This is a genomic window from Janthinobacterium saanense (assembly GCF_014200675.1).
GTDB lineage: Bacteria > Pseudomonadota > Gammaproteobacteria > Burkholderiales > Burkholderiaceae_D > Janthinobacterium.
Map to the genome: position 1 here is coordinate 33326 of NZ_JACHCI010000008.1, position 16450 is coordinate 49775.

At 51.6% G+C, this 16450-nt stretch carries 15 protein-coding genes and 1 pseudogene; 8 read left to right on the forward strand and 8 right to left on the reverse strand.

Annotated features, from left to right (window positions below; all coding sequences use genetic code 11):
- Nucleotides 1-31 precede the first annotated feature (31 nt).
- The 3 genes from HDE72_RS12855 to HDE72_RS12865 form a co-directional block, all read right to left on the reverse strand.
- Nucleotides 32-277, reverse strand: a complete 246-nt coding sequence (locus HDE72_RS12855; RefSeq protein WP_183741393.1) for a hypothetical protein — start codon at nt 275-277, stop codon at nt 32-34.
- A 79-nt stretch (nt 278-356) separates the two neighbouring features.
- Nucleotides 357-545 carry a DUF1737 domain-containing protein gene (locus HDE72_RS12860; protein WP_183741396.1) on the reverse strand — a complete coding sequence of 63 codons (189 nt, stop codon included), beginning with the start codon at nt 543-545 and terminating at the stop codon, nt 357-359.
- 126 nt (nt 546-671) lie between these two features.
- The gene (locus HDE72_RS12865; protein ID WP_183741398.1) at nt 672-1130 is read right to left on the reverse strand and encodes a GNAT family N-acetyltransferase; all 459 of its coding nucleotides are present in this window, start codon (nt 1128-1130) and stop codon (nt 672-674) included.
- 284 nt (nt 1131-1414) lie between these two features.
- Here HDE72_RS12865 and HDE72_RS12870 point away from each other — a divergent pair, with 284 nt between their 5' ends.
- On the forward strand, nt 1415-2884 hold the full coding sequence (locus tag HDE72_RS12870; protein WP_183741399.1) for a S41 family peptidase: 1470 nt from the start codon (nt 1415-1417) through the stop codon (nt 2882-2884).
- A gap of 858 nt (nt 2885-3742) precedes the next feature.
- On the opposite strand, the gene HDE72_RS12875 is transcribed toward HDE72_RS12870, so the two are convergent.
- Nucleotides 3743-4888, reverse strand: a complete 1146-nt coding sequence (locus HDE72_RS12875; protein WP_183759315.1) for an FRG domain-containing protein — start codon at nt 4886-4888, stop codon at nt 3743-3745.
- Nucleotides 4889-5221: 333 nt separating this feature from the next.
- Between HDE72_RS12875 and HDE72_RS28070 the strand changes: the two are divergent.
- Nucleotides 5222-5461: pseudogene (locus tag HDE72_RS28070) on the forward strand (hypothetical protein); the annotation flags it as partial.
- Between the two features lie 84 nt (nt 5462-5545).
- Here HDE72_RS28070 and HDE72_RS12880 read toward each other — a convergent pair.
- The gene (locus tag HDE72_RS12880; protein WP_260176668.1) at nt 5546-5974 is read right to left on the reverse strand and encodes a helix-turn-helix domain-containing protein; all 429 of its coding nucleotides are present in this window, start codon (nt 5972-5974) and stop codon (nt 5546-5548) included.
- A 55-nt stretch (nt 5975-6029) separates the two neighbouring features.
- On the opposite strand from HDE72_RS12880, the gene HDE72_RS12885 reads away from it, so the two are divergent.
- Nucleotides 6030-6779 (forward strand): hypothetical protein, encoded by a 750-nt coding sequence (locus tag HDE72_RS12885; protein WP_183741404.1) that lies wholly within the window; start codon nt 6030-6032, stop codon nt 6777-6779.
- 210 nt (nt 6780-6989) lie between these two features.
- Here HDE72_RS12885 and HDE72_RS12890 read toward each other — a convergent pair whose 3' ends face one another.
- On the reverse strand, nt 6990-7808 hold the full coding sequence (locus HDE72_RS12890) for a TIGR02391 family protein (protein WP_183741406.1): 819 nt from the start codon (nt 7806-7808) through the stop codon (nt 6990-6992).
- A 438-nt stretch (nt 7809-8246) separates the two neighbouring features.
- Between HDE72_RS12890 and HDE72_RS12895 the strand changes: the two genes are divergently transcribed.
- Nucleotides 8247-9968, forward strand: a complete 1722-nt coding sequence (locus HDE72_RS12895; protein ID WP_260176669.1) for a reverse transcriptase domain-containing protein — start codon at nt 8247-8249, stop codon at nt 9966-9968.
- Nucleotides 9969-10176: 208 nt separating this feature from the next.
- On the opposite strand, the gene HDE72_RS12900 is transcribed toward HDE72_RS12895, so the two are convergent.
- Complete coding sequence (locus HDE72_RS12900; RefSeq protein ID WP_183741409.1) at nt 10177-10596, reverse strand: hypothetical protein; 420 nt, start codon at nt 10594-10596, stop codon at nt 10177-10179.
- A gap of 430 nt (nt 10597-11026) precedes the next feature.
- Here HDE72_RS12900 and HDE72_RS12905 point away from each other — a divergent pair, with 430 nt between their 5' ends.
- The 4 genes from HDE72_RS12905 to HDE72_RS12920 all read left to right on the forward strand — a co-directional run bounded on the left by HDE72_RS12905 (nt 11027) and on the right by HDE72_RS12920 (nt 14809).
- On the forward strand, nt 11027-11413 hold the full coding sequence (locus tag HDE72_RS12905) for a helix-turn-helix domain-containing protein (RefSeq protein WP_183759316.1): 387 nt from the start codon (nt 11027-11029) through the stop codon (nt 11411-11413).
- A gap of 230 nt (nt 11414-11643) precedes the next feature.
- Entirely contained in the window at nt 11644-12330 is a 687-nt protein-coding gene (locus HDE72_RS12910) for a hypothetical protein (RefSeq protein ID WP_183741413.1), read from the forward strand.
- Nucleotides 12331-12341: 11 nt separating this feature from the next.
- Nucleotides 12342-14306: a DDE-type integrase/transposase/recombinase gene (locus HDE72_RS12915; protein ID WP_183741415.1), complete on the forward strand. Its 1965-nt coding sequence runs from the start codon at nt 12342-12344 to the stop codon at nt 14304-14306.
- On the forward strand, nt 14303-14809 hold the full coding sequence (locus HDE72_RS12920) for a TniB family NTP-binding protein (RefSeq protein ID WP_183741417.1): 507 nt from the start codon (nt 14303-14305) through the stop codon (nt 14807-14809). The genes HDE72_RS12915 and HDE72_RS12920 overlap by 4 nt, the downstream gene beginning before the upstream one ends.
- A 30-nt stretch (nt 14810-14839) precedes the next feature.
- Here the strand turns inward: HDE72_RS12920 and HDE72_RS12925 are convergent.
- Nucleotides 14840-16008 (reverse strand): IS3 family transposase gene (locus tag HDE72_RS12925; protein WP_409254962.1). Its coding sequence is split into 2 segments (ribosomal slippage): nt 14840-15741 and nt 15741-16008, totalling 1170 coding nucleotides; the frame shifts between segments, so codons are not numbered across the junction.
- Between the last annotated feature and the right edge of the window lie 442 nt (nt 16009-16450).

Consider the following 16450-nt stretch of genomic DNA (forward strand, 5'->3'; position numbering starts at 1 on the left):
CGCTGGCGTAGTCGAACAGGCATATTGCCCACTATCGCTTTTTGACGGCACGCACCGAACGTCCAATCAATACAGGCGCCAGCCCGAACGGTACAAAGGTAAGCAAAAAGCCACCCACTAAGCTAAACATCACGTCGAGTGCGCGTTGCCACAGCAACGTCCCTCTGCCATATTCGCTCCCAAAGGCAATGGCGCAGGCTGCGACAAGGACGCCAATGTAGACCCCAACCAAGGCGGGGCCGAGCAAGGTCTCTCCATCAGAGTGAGCAATTTTCACGTTACGTTCCTCAAGGTGTTGCAAGCATTCCCGATGGTGAACGCAATCCGAATGGCCGCTTGTGGCCGGATGAAGAAGACTAAGGGGCAATTGCGGGCCACACAACTGCTTGGGCCACGATGACGGTTTCCCCATTAAACGTCACCGATGGGGAGCCATAAAGCACATATCCTTTCGCAAGTGCCTCGCTGACGCGACGGCAAAACTTTGCATCATCTGGTCCAGTTAATACTCGATAGACCGGCAAATCGTCTGGTGGAGTTTCCATAGTTTACTTTCACTCGTTGAAGTGGCGGCTACTGGCCGGCTGCTGTCGTTGCCAGGTATCGCTCCATTACAAACATTCAGTTTTCCAGTAGTCGTCAGCTGCGAGAGGCGCTCATTAAATCGGGTTTTAGCTGATTAGTGCCAAGCAGTAAAAGCGGTCCGCTCCACTTTCTGGTAGTGGGTCCGGTCCACGAACCCATCCCAAAGACTCATACAGGTGAACCGCAGCCCCCATGTCGCCCCAAGTCTCGAGTTCCAGTTGAGTGAAGTTATGGATAACGGCCTGTGCTATTCCCTCGCTCAACAGCGTTCTACCGATGCCCTGTCCTTGCATGCTCGCATCGACGTGGAAGCCGAACAGCTTGGCGACAGCCCCTTCCATACGCTGAATTGCAAGGCAGCCGACTAGTTTGCCATCTACCTCTGCCACTAATTCGATTTCGTTAGGGGTGTTGGCTTGGCCAAGCGCACCAATGGCAGCATCTAAAGTGTCAAAATCCGCGATTAAACCGAAAGAAGCTAATGATTTCTGTACTACAGCCTTGGCACCGGAATTATCGATAGGAAGAGCTTTACGAATTGACATTGCTACCTCTTGAGTGATTCAGAGCAATGATTCTATGCGAGAGCTTTCCCCTATGTCGAGGGAGCGCCATTCCTCCCATCCATCACGGACCGTCTGGTATTGGCCGGTTGCCGTCGTTGGCAGGTTGGGCCCCGAAGCCGCCGGTCGATATTCGCTAAATACTGAAACCGGAATCCATCTGAATGAAACGATGGCACCAATATAAAGTGCGGAATTCGCATGTTTCAACATTAACAAAAATGCTATCCTTGCGTCGGTGCATCTTATTCAACGAAGGAGTGTTAATGAAGTCTTGCATCATCGGCCTGATCATGCTCGTGCCATTGGCTGGCATCGCTGCGGAAAAGAGTGAAGCGGTCGCTTTGCGCAATTATTTGCGTCAGACCTATCCATCACTGGCCTACGTAGAGCGATACCGTTCAGCCTATCCAGAAGAGATTCAAGGCTCCAATGCTCTGTGGGCGGAGGGCCCTCTTCCACCTGCCGCGACAGCGCAGGATTTGGTTTCCGCGCTGGTTGGTCTTGAGGATTATCACGTTTCTCTCAAAGGAACAGCTGTGGGCAGCAACCGGACCCTTGGGGCGCTGTTTCGTACCTCAAGCGATAACCAGATGATTGTTTGGCACGTATTCGACACACACGGCGCCGAGCTCAAGTCAGGGGACGCGATATTGTCCATCGATGACGTGCCGACCGCTGCGTGGCTTGATCGCGTCCAGGCTGTCACCTTTGGCGGCAATCGCCGGTCGCGGGCCGCTCTTGCCGCATTTCAGCTGGGGATGAGCACGCGTGCTAATCATCAGATTCAGGGGCTTGGCGATGCCGTGTCGCTGCTTGTGCAGACCGATGCGCACCCTCCTCGCAAAGTCACACTCAAGTATCAGCCCATGTCCGAGCAGCGTGCTCTGGCAATGGTCAACGCCGTCGAGCAACGCGATCTACCGCGTCATTTCTCTGCAGCAGGAACACGTATCGGGACGATGCGTTTAGGACTGTTCGCGCCTCAATATTCCGACACCTTCAATAAGGCAAACGACCAAGCGGAAAAGGTCCCCGGAACTACCGAAGACCAGGCGATGCTGGCCGGCTTCTGCGCTGTCGTGCGCAGCTATATTGCAGAATTTGACGCCGTCGCAGATCAGGCAGACGTGATGGTGGTGGATCTGCGCGGGAACATGGGAGGCTTTGGCAGGGAAGCCAGGCTGCTGGTCGAGGCGATGACATCTGTTTCAACGCCAACCTTCGACGTCTTCGCCTCTGGCAAATCCGGCGTGCTGAAACTGGTTGCACAGCCGACCGATGCGTCTTGCGGACGAGTCAAGAGCCACAAGCCAATCATTGTCATGACGGATGCGGGCACACGCTCTGCCGGCGAGCATACGGCAGCGTGGATGTGGGCGGGCAAAGCGCTGCTCATTGGTGAGCGCACGATTGGTGCCGGAGGTGGTCTCGAAGCTGGATCGAAAGGGTTCGCGTTACCGAATTCAAACTTCAACGTTCGTGCCAGTGAAAGCTTCGCTTTCTTCGATCCACGTGGAGAGCTACAGGCAGGGGAAGCAAACGAGACGGCATTACTTGAAAAGGTATCCATTGACCGCTTTGCGCCAAGTCGTGCGCGCCCGTTTGCGACTCAAGCAGCCGGCATGCGCCCTGATTTGGAGAGCAAAAGCACGCTTGCTGACTTGCGCGATGGTGGCCGGGCCCAAATTGAAAGAGCGCTCCAGGCTCTTCGAGAGCGCGGATTGTTAAAGTAGCTCGCTGTCTTGTTTGGCTTATTGGCTGACATGTCTACAAAACGCTGACGCTGAGGGAGCAAAAGCAGCGCGGGATTTTTCTGCGAGAGGCCAGCCAGACAGCGTGCTATTCCATAGCCGTATAGAAGGACACTTGTTCACGGAACGCGATAACTTCAACAGTTAGCGTAGTGCTAACACCGTCAGGAATATTCAGCTATGCAAGGTAAGGCATTTCTGGCCAATGCGACCCCGTATTGTTTGTTTGATGACGATATACAAAGTCACAACACGGAATTCCTGAGGGGACTCGACGCCGGCTTCTTTAACTATATGACCGAGTCCCACATCATGCTATTGGATGATCCGATGCAGTGGCCCCTTCGCGATGAGGCATATTCCCCCGTCGCGTTGCGGTTGGCATATCGCCATTCGCTTGAAACGCTAGCGTAGCGTGCGCCGAATTTGAAATCAAGTGATCAGTCGGGTCTGTCAGGTGAAGGACTTTGCCGATATCGTCCGCTCAATGGGGCCGCACCTTTGGTTGTTGGGAGGCTGCGATCTATGCGCTTGGACAGTTATGATCTGTGGGAGCCATATCAGTAATCAATGCGATCAAGTAGCGGCGATGTGCGAATATTCCACGATTACGCAGTAGCTTTAACTGTCAGATCACTTGCAATCACTACACTTAATCCGTAAGCGTAAAGCCCGCACCGCCTACGACCATAGCCGCGCCGTCAATCGGTCACGTATAAGATCGGCCCCTCAAATTCCCGATCACCAATATCGTCAATTACCCAACATGACCGATATCTCCTCAGTTACCGAGTGAAGCCCGGACGCGTGGAAACGGGGTAAGATCGGTAAGATGCCTAGTTAGTCGGGCATCGCTGGGTAACGCAATTTTGCGTCCGCAGCCAGTTCGTGAAGCTCTGGAAATATGTAGCTGCGATTAATGCCGAGTTGGGCAAGCTCTTGGAGAATGCGTGCTTTCGCCTCTGCTTGCACTGGAATACGATGCGGGCCGATGTGACTCTCTAGGGGCCAGTGTTCCGTCTTACCTGGCGGACAAATCACGAACGCGCCTTGTTGGCGCCGTATTCGTTCGTTATTGATCGGCGGGAAGGCGAAATGGAAGAATGTGAATTGCTGCAGGAATTTTCCAAGAGAGATTTTTTCGTCGTTGAATTTTATGCGCATCTTTTCACAAAAAATCCCGATGAGTACTTCTATCTCCTTCTTGATGAGATTATTGAATTTATGCAGTGCGCCATGAGTTTGCGAGATTATCAATTGCTCGGCCAAAGTGCCGTTGACGTTCCCATCGAATTTCTCGTCCCACTCCTGCACGAAGGCAGATAACAGCTTTCCTTCGATCTCGGTAATAACCGACGCTTGAACAAGCAGGTCTTTGTGGCGCAGTGCAAGATCGAGTCTTGCTATGCAGAGATCAAGGAACGCCTGATAGGCGCCATTGAATTCTTCCAGTTCGGTCTTTCTCGACTTTTCTATGTTCAGATATTTTTGGAGCGCACGAACGGCATTCTCCCCTACAACTGCTAGATTACATGCATGCTCGATTCCTGCCAGGGCAGTGTCGGGAACATCCGATGGGTGCAACACTTCCTTGGTCTTGCAATGGAAAAACATCACCTCGCCTGTTTCTGCGCTGCGGCTCTCGCATGCAAAATATAATGCGACCAATGGACTATGCGTCAGGTCTAGGAGCCTGGTCGGCAGGCCATGGTGCTGCATGCGAACCATGCGTTGGAGTACCGAGGTGTCGTTGGCGAACGCCATAGGATCGCGGCGGAGCATTTCTTCATATAGCTGGTGTTCGACCGCGCGGAAACTCGAACCCTTGCGGTCCGTCCTGTAGACAGTGGGTTCAAGCGTGTACTTTGCATTTGAGTGGCCGCGATAAAACAACGCGTCGTGCTCCTGCTCTTTGGCCTTGCTAACCATCTCCTCCACCCATGCCATGAATTCGCCGAGGGACGCGATTCCTTCGTTATCGGCCATAGATTCTTCTTGTTGGTTGTTCAAATTGATACCGATCATAGTGTCGAATTACCTCCGTGTCCATCCAGGTAAGATACGGAGTTTCGTCAGCAAGCCATCGAAACCGGCGCAGCATGGTCTGACAAGGCGTCGCTCGTCTTGGGTGACGCGAAAGCGGGCTGAAAAAACTCGATGACGGGCACGCCATCACGGACAAGCTGAAGAAGACCGGCGAAGCCATCGCCGCGCTGGCGCAGCAAGCCGACCAGCGAGTCTTCCCGCCCACTTCGCCACCAACTTCCCGGCGTCCGTGAAGCGCATAGCGATTGCTATGGGCCAAGTCCTAATTTCTTCACAGAGCATGCACGCGCGTCGAATGAAGCACGCGCGCGGCTCTTCAAAATGTCGCTGGAGGATGCAAAGCGGCGGAAGTCCGCCCTAAGCCTTCTCGGTCAAATTGAAGAATGGCGTCTGGAATATGGCAGGCCGACAGATGAATCGCGCCATCCTAATTTGGAGTCTGGCCTAGATTGGCCTCCTAGTGACCCCTATGCGACCAGCTCGACGAGTTCATCATCACAGAAAACGACATAACGTCCAGGGCATACCTGGGATACCCAAAGCATGTATCTGGAAACCATATCATGATGTATTCAGATTATCAGTCTTCGGTATACGCTACTTCTTACCTTCCGTCACTGCGGCGAGTTTGGCGCACATGTCCGTGACCCAACCGAGCACCCAAACGCGATCCTCTTCACTTAGTGTATTTAAGGACTCGGCTAGACCAATGGCCTGATCTATGGAGCGGGCGGAACCGGCGCGCACCAAGGCATCAAGCGGCACGTCAAAAATCTCCGCCAGGTCAATTAGCCGGAGTAACGGCGGCAGCGTGGCGCCGCGCTCGAAGCGTGAAATTGTTTCCTGCTCCACCCCGATCAGCGCCGCCACTTGCTCCTGGGTGAAATTGCGGGCGATGCGCTGCTTGGCCAATGCCATGCCTATCCTCTTGGCAAATTGCCCTTCCTGCCGCGCCGTGACCATATTCCACATTCCATGATGAGTAACCACATGAATGGTGGTGCCATGGGGAAATTCTGGTAACATCACAATTTGTGGTTAAACCACAAATTTTGCATATCACTTCAAAATGGAGACTTCAATGCCCTATTCCCCTGCTGTCTTTCGGTGTGTGATAGTCGGCCTTGGATTCGTCATGTCGGGATGTGCAACCACGCCGATTCCCCCGGTGCAACTGCAAAACTATGCACTCCTCGTACCCCAAGACATATATGGGAATGGCGCCGCAGTCACCGAAATCGATCGCGGTCCCAATCGGGTGGCGTTACAAATGACGGCCGAGGGCAGCCACATCCTCCCCGGCGTGAGCACCCGACCGGGCGTCAATGTGCTCCCGGGACGACACACCGTTCAGGTGAATGTCTGTTATGCCAGCAGCACGCAAAGCTGCACTCCAGACACCTACGTGTTCGAGGCAAAGCCGGGTGTGGCCTACGTATTGCGCGGCCCGATGCAAACCATTGTGATGCTTGACCGATTCAAGAAATCACACCTCGGCGAACTGTACTCAGTCTCGCAGCACGAGTTCGTCAGCGACCAAGTTTGGAAGGCCATGCAGCGCAATGAACTAACGGCTGCGGCTAATGCCAGCCTCCAGATTAGCGAACAACGCCAACGAGATCAGTCCATGATCCGCAAGGTAGGTGCACACGTGTGCCAAGAGGTCGGCCGGAACATTATCTATACCGGATACGTGGAGCAGGTCGCCGATGACAAGCTTAAAATCCGTATCGCTGAGGCCCATTTCAAGGGAAACCCCAGCCTCCGCCCCAGCGCCTTTACCGCCACGACGGTGTGGGATTCACCTATGCAGTGGGATCTTTGCAGATAGGGCGCGCATCGCTCTGGAGCCGTCATACCAACACCCCGCTCGCTTAATGCACAGGTTTAGAGGCCCGTTAATGAACTTGATGCAATTCTGAGGCTGATCCGCTGAGCCGTATACAACGGACGGTTCGTTCTTGGCGCTTGGGCTTAAGGTACCGAAACAAGTAGATGGAATCTGCATTCACAGCGACTTTTGCTGTCGAAGTGTTAAGTGTTAAGTAATATGTGTTCTAACAGCCGCGTCCAAGCGTCGGTGAACAAGCGAGACAGTGGAAAGAATGTCCAGCGCATCTTGTTCCGAGATGGGCCAGGTGATTTTTGGTGCATGCGCGGCGGTATTCCGAAATGCACTGAACAGCCCTTTAATAATGTTCGTCAAGCCGCTTTGTTCATTCCGCTCACTATCCGTACTCAGAGCATTAAGTGCCAAGCGGGGATGTCCAGCCTTTCCAATTGCAAGCGCCTCATCCACAAGCGCCGCGCCATCACCAGCCAAACCTGTGCGAAACCGGAGTTTTTCACCAATACTCTTGACTGCTTCGAATACGGCGTGAAAGTAGTTATCCACTAAAAGTTCAGCTTTGCAAAAGCGAAGTACGTCCGTATGCACTTGGCGGCCCACAAGCGCTTTCCGAAAGGCACCGGCTCTTGCTTCAGCTTCACTGAGAGTCTTTACTGATGCAACAATTGCAATGATACCGTCCTCTCCGAGTCCATAGCCCGCAAAGCCCAAGACCGCATTTAGCTTGCTTCGTTCCGTTTCGAAGTGCTCACGACCGCCAACATGACGCACTGGGTTCATCACATGCATAATAAAACCCAATACATGATTAGCACACCTGTCTTGCAGCTGCCTAGCACGAAGCGCCTGGAAAAGCCGATGGCGTTTAGTAACCTGCGGATTGGGATCAACGATGCCACATTCACCAAGAAATCGGCCGATTTCCGATCCAGTTAGGCCTGTTCCGGTATCGCCAAGAATATCGGACAGTGCCTGCAACGTCGCGTCGTTGAGAGTTGGTGCCGCAGCCATTTGTCTACCCCAAAAATTCATCGAAACATACACCTCAGATTCTATCGCGATTTTTTGTTGTAATTACACGTTGATGCCATTAAAGTTATCAATAATGAAATCACACAATACACTCATCCAAATCTACACGCAGGACACGGCGACTTTCTGTTCCGCACGGCCAAGAAATTGACTCCTATTGTTGCCATGTTCTTAAGAATTGCACTACAATCAATCGCCGTCCTGGTGCAGGCTTAATTTGGTCCACGTTAACGCAGACCTTGCAGTGAGGTATCCCCGCCGCTTGACGATTGCTCCATGTAGATTATGGCGCCATAGGTACAGGTGAAAGTTGCTAGGACGGCATTTTCTGAAGGTATTATGACTGGCCCCACGATCTCCATTCCCACACTAGCATCCCCATTCCATGATGTTCTAATGCGTTCGGACGTGGAATACATGTCGAAGAATCTGCTTGGCATGCCTTACAGCGAAATACAGAAAATTATCTATCCAACCCCGCCGTATAAGGTTTTCGTAATCACGAAACGTAGCGGCGGACCACGCCTGATCCAAGAGCCAAGACGCAAATTGAAAGAGCTTCAGCTCAAGGTATTGGCATTCCTCGAAGAGCACGGCGGCAAGCCGAAACCTTGCGTTCATGGGTTTACCAAAAACCGCAGCATTGTCACCAATGCGAGAAAGCATTGTTCGCGGCAAACTCAGCACCTGTTAAACATTGATCTAAAAGACTTCTTCCCGTCAATAGGATTTTTCCGGGTGCGCGGCGTTCTTCAGAAAAGGCCATTCGCATGCTCACACAGCGTCGCCACAGTCCTGGCTCATTTGTGTACCCATCGCAATGAACTCCCACAAGGTGCACCGACTTCCCCGATGTTGGCGAACCTCGTATGTCGTCGACTCGACAGTGACCTCATGGATCTAGCACGCCGTCACCGATCAACGTATACGCGCTATGCGGACGATCTGACCTTCTCGTTTTCCGTTCGTGACACTTCTCGCTTGCCAGAAAATATCTGCGCGTTTGAAAGCGGCGGGCTCACAATCGGTCACGAATTGCTGTCTATCATCGATAAACATAATTTTGATATCAATCCGACTAAGAGCCGCTTGAGCACTCGCCTTCATCGGCTCGAAGTGACTGGCATTACGATCAATGAGTTCCCAAACGTAAAGCGAATTTTTATTGATCGTATTCGTGGTGCACTCCATGCCTGGGAAAAGCATGGTTTTGACGCAGCCAGCGCTGAATGGGAAAGGCGCATCACAAAAGGCAAGACCTGCATCTATGAAAAACGACCTTGGAAACGTCAAACTCGGACACGAAAAATCCCAGAGTTAATCAATGTACTTTGGGGGAAACTACTATACGTACGGATGATTCGCGGGGCTGATGACGTAATCTACACAAGGCTGGCCGAACGATACAATGTACTGTGCGAGCACGAGCAGGGGCTTAGCGCAGACTTCTCATTTTCTCGCCTTCCAATTGAATCTATCGTACGCAACGCCAATGATGCTGAGCGTGCCGTTCTTGTTGTTTCTTGGTTGGGGGATTACCAGCCAGTTGGGGTAGCCGAATCAGAAGCTGTTGGAGGCCAAGGGACAGCGTTCCCATACCAATCGAATAACTGTCTCGTTACCTGCGATCATGTGTTGCGCTGGGAAGGAGTCGTCAATGAGAATAATGTTTCCACTGACTGCACTTCCGTAGACGTTCACGGCGCGAATCTAAAGGTAATTAGTCCCGCACTCGGCCTGGAATGGCCGGTCAGGGTAGTCCATCGAGACGTCGATCGAGATCTAGCAATTCTTGAATTTATAGGTCCACCACCCAACATTCGGCACTTTGCAGGACTCGACGCTCCGATAAAGCGAAACGAAACAGGCTACTTAATTGGATATCCAAACTGGAATGCTGGGCGGGTAGCAAATCAAGTAAATGTCGTCGTCACGAATCGATTTGCTCGCCGTACATTTCAGCGATTAGAAATATCAACAACCATTAGACAAGGTAATAGCGGCGGACCATTCGTCGATGACCTTTTCCGTGTCGCTGGGGTCGCCCAAGAAGGAGCGACACAGGTTAGTGGAAATGATGAATGCCTCACCGTGGATGAGCTTGATACATGGATTGCGACATGGAAAACAAGGAACTAAATACACTTCCGATTTTATGCGCTAATGGAAAGGCCTTCCGCCTTCAGTAAAGTCATGACGATAGTTGAACCCGACAACGCAAAAAGAAACATTCCCAAGATGAGCTAGGTAGAATAGGTTACACTCTGCAGCAACGGCGAGCAAACAATTAAACTAACCGTAAAGGTGATGTCAACGGCTAGAATTTCCACGACGTTTCAGTAGCGATTTATATCGACATCCTATTAGCCGTCACTACGGCTGAAACGAATACACCGGCCAATCCAAATTCCACTATTGCTATTATGAAAATACCTTCTAAAAAAACCATCTTTTTTTTAAAAGCGTAAGTTACTCTCATCCTGGCTCGCTTGCCACTCTGCTTCTTCCCGATCAATCCCATTGCTCGTCTAATGCGTATTAAAGGAACGAATTTCTCCATGAAGATTGACGCATTTGCCCAACCAGCAATAATTGCCAAAAATAAAAAAATAAAAAATATGAATGTTGGCGGGAAATTACCAAAGTCTATTTTTGAAAAATTTAACTTCTTACCCATAAAAAAACACAACGACAGGAGTAATATTTGAGGGGTTAAATTGCGTAGAAATTCTAGAAAAGCACTGCGTCCTTCTTTCAAAATAAACATAAAACCCTCAACTCCAACTAAGTATTGCTAGGCCAGAAGAAAATTAATCATCAAAAATTTCCTCGTGGAAACATTCAAAATTTAACACAATCTTCCTCTGATGAAAAGTGGGCGTAACTATCAGCTCCGAATGTTCGGCGCTCAGCCGGTATATTTCATCGACCCAATGCAAAATCGACCACTGTTGCATCAACAGCGCCTCGTGCTCTCCTAACCAGTACCTTCTCTAGAGGAATTAATTTTCTCGCGCTCGGAGTACTTGGCTGCGGAGGCACATATGCGACGGCTACGTTATTTGCAACACACGATAAAATTCAAAATAAAACCTTTAAAATCAACATCTTACTGAAATATAACGCTAGCGTTGGTAATCAATAAATGCTATCTTGGTCACATTAATAACCTCTCCAGTCCGTAAAAAATGTCCAGCATGTTGTTTGGAAGTGCGTTCACTTTGGCTAGAACCCGCGAGCGAAAGCGCCAAGGTGAACTCGCACGTGAGGTTGGTATGGACGCCAGTTATCTGGCTGGAATCGAAGGCGGAAGAAGAAAAGCTCCCAATGCTGAAACCACCAGGAAGCTGTTGTCCGCTCTCAATGCGCCGGCAAACCATACCAATAGGCTCGTCACATTCGCTCTGACAGACCGGCTGCTGGATGTGATTGAAGAATATGGTGAAGAAGACGAGATCGCGGCCAGAGTTGGGAAACTGCTGCGCCAAGTCGCTGATTTTGGCGACAGAGAATGGAATTCACTCGATTGGGCGGTGTCTGCCTTAACGCATCAGCTAAATCAACGCAAGGAGGAGCTGGGATGAGCTAGAAACCAAAAAAGCACCGAAACCCACAAGGAGCTGGCGCTTTTGGCTATTGCAGTGATGCTGATCTAGTAAATCTAGTTTCTACTGCCCGCCTTCTCAAGTCAAGCCCCCTTGTCGACAATTTCGTAATTTTTTTATTGCGATCTGGACAAAACACGTCCATTACTTTGACGAGAATAACCATGACCAAGCATCAAGGAGGGACGAGCACGTCCCAGGCTGTGAGCATGAACGCCCCTATCGGCCGTAGAACCAAGTTGCGCCCGGGTCGGTTTGGCAGATTAGAAACCCCTACTACTACCAACAACGTCGCACTGCATCTCTCCGATAGAAAAGTACGCGAGATCGTTACAGTCAGCGGCCGCGGGGTACGGGGTCACTTTCCTAGCTACAAAGGAAAGTTGCTGAAATTTGAAAGCCTCATTGAAGAGGATGCTCTGCGAGTGCTCAATGTGGCGAGTATGGTGACCTCGCTGGTAACGCAGCCCTGCGTGCTGGACATCCCCACAGATCTTAAGCCCCGCCGTTACACGCCCGATCTCCAAGTCGCCTTTTGCGGCCAAAACTACTACATCGAAATTAAACCAGCTGACTTCCAAAAGAATAGGCACGTTGCAATCCGTCTTCAACATGTCATCCGACATTTGAAAACATCGCGGAGTCCCTTCGCGCTCATCACCGATACCGATCTGCGGCCAGAAGGCCTCCAGGAAGAGCTGAAAGACCTCGTGCGACTGCGCCCGGCACCAGGCCGATTTGATCCGACGCGGGACGGCATTCTCTGGGATCCCCATTGCATACACACAGCAACGCCAGAAATTCTTCGCCGCTGGTATGCAGCACAACAAGAATGTGATGCGCTACTCCAGCGCGTGATGCGCCGAGACCCAGACTCTCTTTTTGAACCAGCCTAAGTGGAGAAATCATGATTGCGTTCCTGAAAGACCAAACTGTCTTCCGTAACGGTATCGAATATCGCGTAGACCGGCGTACAGCGACGGGAGTACAACTCGAGAAGAAGACCACCGGCGAGTTCTCAATGCACGACCTGTATGCGCTATTGACGGAATACACCAAAGGCGAACTGGCAGTCGTTCCCTTAAATCTGCAACCCAAGAGCCGCTGCGCAACCTCACAAGTTCGGCAGTATTCAATGCTACAGAAATCGGCAGCGGCGCAATCAGCCTCTCGGCGCCAAATCGACTACATCGTGAAGCTGATTGATCAATACGCTTTTGAAGGAACAAAGCACAATCTCATTGGTGCCATCGCAGAAATCAGCCAGCAAAGAAACGAATCCACGCCACCGCACGTTACGACTGTCTATCGCTGGCACAAGCAATTTCAGCAAGCTCAAGAAGACATTCGAGCGTTGTCTTCAAGAATCGACTCTCGCGGAGGTAAAAACCGATCACGCCTGAGCGCCGACGTTGAAGCGATCATCGACGCAAAAATCGACAACATTTTTTTGGCGCAAAAGACTAGCTCAACAGAAGAAATTCACAATGCAGTATTCCTGGCCATTACGCTCAAAAACACTATGCTTATTGAAAGCGAATGGCTAAAAATGCCGAGCTTTCGGACCATTCAGCGCCGGATCAATCTCATTTATGGCTACGATCTCGCTGTAGCGCGGTATGGTAAGCGCGAAGCAGATCGTCGTTATGGTGCAACGTTGGCCTCGCGCCGGGTATCCAAGATACTCGAATTGGTTGAAATCGATCATACACCTGTGGATATGATGGTCGTTGATGACAAGGGAATTGTCATCGGCAGGCCAACAATCACCATTGTCTTCGATCGCTATTCACGCTGCGTTCTCGGATACCACCTATCGCTTGCGGGACATGGGACGCCGGCTGTCTTCGAGGCGCTTAGGCACGCTATGCTGCCAAAAACCTATATCAAAGACCGATATCCAGATCTCAACATGGAGTGGGAGTGTTACGGCTGGCTCGAGCGCCTGCTCATGGATAACGGCCGCGAATTCCATGCCTTTGCTGTTGTCGATGCACTACTTAATATGGGAGTGATTACCGAATTCTCTGGATCCCGTGAACCTAATGACAAGCCGTTCATCGAACGATTCAATCGCACGTTCAACTACTCATTTATTCACCGCTTGCCCGGCACTACGCTCGCCCGTATCACTGATCGCATCGGGTTTAAGGCTGAGGATGATGCTTGTATTACCTTGGAGCAGTTAGATCGGATGATTCATGCTTGGATACTGGGCATTTATCATGTTCGTCCTCATGTTGGTCTTGGACGCAGAACACCTATTGAAGTCTGGCGTGAAAGCGCAGCCTTGCATCCCCCTCAGCTCAAGGCGAATGCCAAAGACCTGGAGATCGAATTCTCCGAGTCATGCGTATCAAAGATACAGCACTACGGAATAGATCTAAATACGTATCGTTATGCATCGAAACAGCTTTCTGATCTGCGCTGCATGCTTCCTGAGAAGAAAACTCGCGTAGATGTGAAATGGCCACGACATGATGTCGGACACATTCATGTTTGGGACCCGTTTGAAAAGAGATATTTCGAAGTGCCCAATGTCGATACCGACTACGTTGGCCTCACGCTAGATCAGGGTAAGGCAGCGAAGCAATCGATCAAATCTACCGATGTTCATCAGCGTACTCGCGCCTCAGCTCAAGCTATCGTTCGCGATATGGTAGCGCAAGCCTCTGTAGATAAAAAATATAAGGTCAGGAAGACGGCAGCCAAGCTCAACAATCAAACTAGCAAAGAAATGCACCAGCCCGCCTCTGCACCGAGCGAGTCGAAACCAAGCCACTCTATGGAAGACGAAATGGCCCCGCGTTCCGAGGATCTCGACGGCTATGAGTATGAAATGATGAACGACGTTAATGGAGACGATCAATGAGTGCTCCCGAAAAGTCCATCATGATTATTCAAACCATGAAGCGCTCATTCGTGAAGTTCCCACACGTTGCGTCCTTGATCGAAAAATTAGATCAGCTAGTCCAGCGGAAATGGCAAGACGAAGAAGCCGACAACATATTTGTACTGGGCGATTCAGGCGTTGGAAAATCGCGACTGCTTAAAAAATTCAGGGGCACCCACCCTCCCATTATCCACACGGAGTACACCGAAGTGCCGGTTCTCTACGTGAGAGTTCCCCCGAACGGCAATGCAAGTACGCTCGCAAGCGCAATGCTCCTTGAACTCGGGTCACCTTTTTGGGATCGGGGAAGAATCAAAGATCTCACCCATCAGTTGCTGTGCCTACTCAAGCAATGCAAGGTCAAGGTCATCCTTTTGGACGAGGCCAACCATCTAGTCGACAAAGGAGGAATCAAAACTCACCACTACACGGCAGATTGGCTCAAAGTCTTATTGGACGAGGCCCGCATTCCCATCGTCTGAGGTGTACTGTCAATAGCGGACACTCTTGTTTCAAGCCGCCCGTGGCTGTTTACTGAATTTTTCAGCGAACAACGCGGGCGGAACATTGCCGAGGCGCGAGTGGCGCCGCTGGCGGTTGTAAAAGCTTTCGATGTATTCCTGTATTGCAGCTTTCGCATCGGCCCGGGTGGCGTAACGTTGATGGTGCACCAGCTCGTTTTTCAGGCTGCCCCAGAAGCTCTCCATGGGCGCGTTGTCATAGCAGTTTCCCCGGCGCGACATGGATGGCTGCATGCCGAACTGCTTCACCAGTTTTTGATAGTCATGAGCGCAGTACTGACTGCCGCGGTCGGAGTGGTGAATCAGGCCCGGCGCGGGACGTTTGTTGTGCACGGCCTTCCACAGGGCTGTTGCCGTCAGCGTTTGCGTCATGCGCTCGTCCATCGCGTAGCCCACCAGCTCGCAGGTGAACACGTCCTTGATACCGGCCAGGTAAAGCCAGCCCTCGCCGGTCGCCACATAGGTGATGTCGGTCACCCAGGCTTCGTTCGGCCGGGTCGGCGCAAAGGTCTGATTGAGCAGGTTGTCGGCCACCGGCAGGTCATGATTCGAGTTCGTGGTGGCTTTGAACTTGCGCTTCTGCTTGCAGCGTAAGGCGAGTTCGCGACGCAGGCGGACGATGCGGTCACGCCCCGCCGGAAAGCCCTGCGCCGTCAATTCCGGCTGCATGCGCAGCGGGCCGTAGGTCTGCCGACTCTGCGCGTGCACCGCCTCGATGGCCACTTTCAGGCGTGCATCGTCCTGTGCCCGCTGCGACGGTTTGCCATTCGCCCAGGCATAAAAACCACTGCGCGACACGTCAAAGACGCGGCACATAACGGTGACGGGAAATTCGAGTCGCAATATCTTCATGACCGCGTACCTGGCAGCGACTCCCGCGCAAAGTACGCTGCCGCTTTTTTTATGATATCGCGCTCCATGCGTGCCTCGGCGAGCTCTTTGCGCAGCTTGCTTACCTCGGCTTCCAGCTCAGGCACGGAGCGGCTGCCAGGAGCCACTTTAGGCGACGTACCACGTCTCGCTGCCGCCACCCAATTGGCCAGTGTGCCTTTGGGAATGGTGAGGCGCAACGCGGCGTCTTCCAGCGTCAGGCCCTGTGTCAGAACTAGTTTTACCGCTTCTTCACGAAGCTCAGGTGTGTATGTTGTTGAGCGTTTCATATGTTCTCCAGTTGGTGAAGTTTACCAAACCAGAGTGTCCGAAAAAGTCAGGGTACCCCATTGATCATGCAGATGACGAAGTATGGGGTGAGCTTACGGACGTGCATCTTGTTGAAGAGTGGAGGGGTAGTGCTCTGGTTCCTTTTGATTGGATACCATCTACTGATGGAGCCATTTGAAAAAAAAGCTTAGCGGAGCAAATAGAGAGTTACGCGATTTCTAGCTGCGGTCCCACTACAGGCTGAATTTTGACCTATCAGGTGGCGGGCTGCGGAGCGAGTGATTTCCCGGAAATAGACCGACACAAGGACTTTACATCCGCAGAAATAAAAACACCAACCTGCATGGGTTGGCGTTCTCTTTGAAAGCATTCTTGGTGGCCCGGGGCGGAGTCGAACCACCGACACAAGGATTTTTGTTAAGACCCACTTGATTATAAACA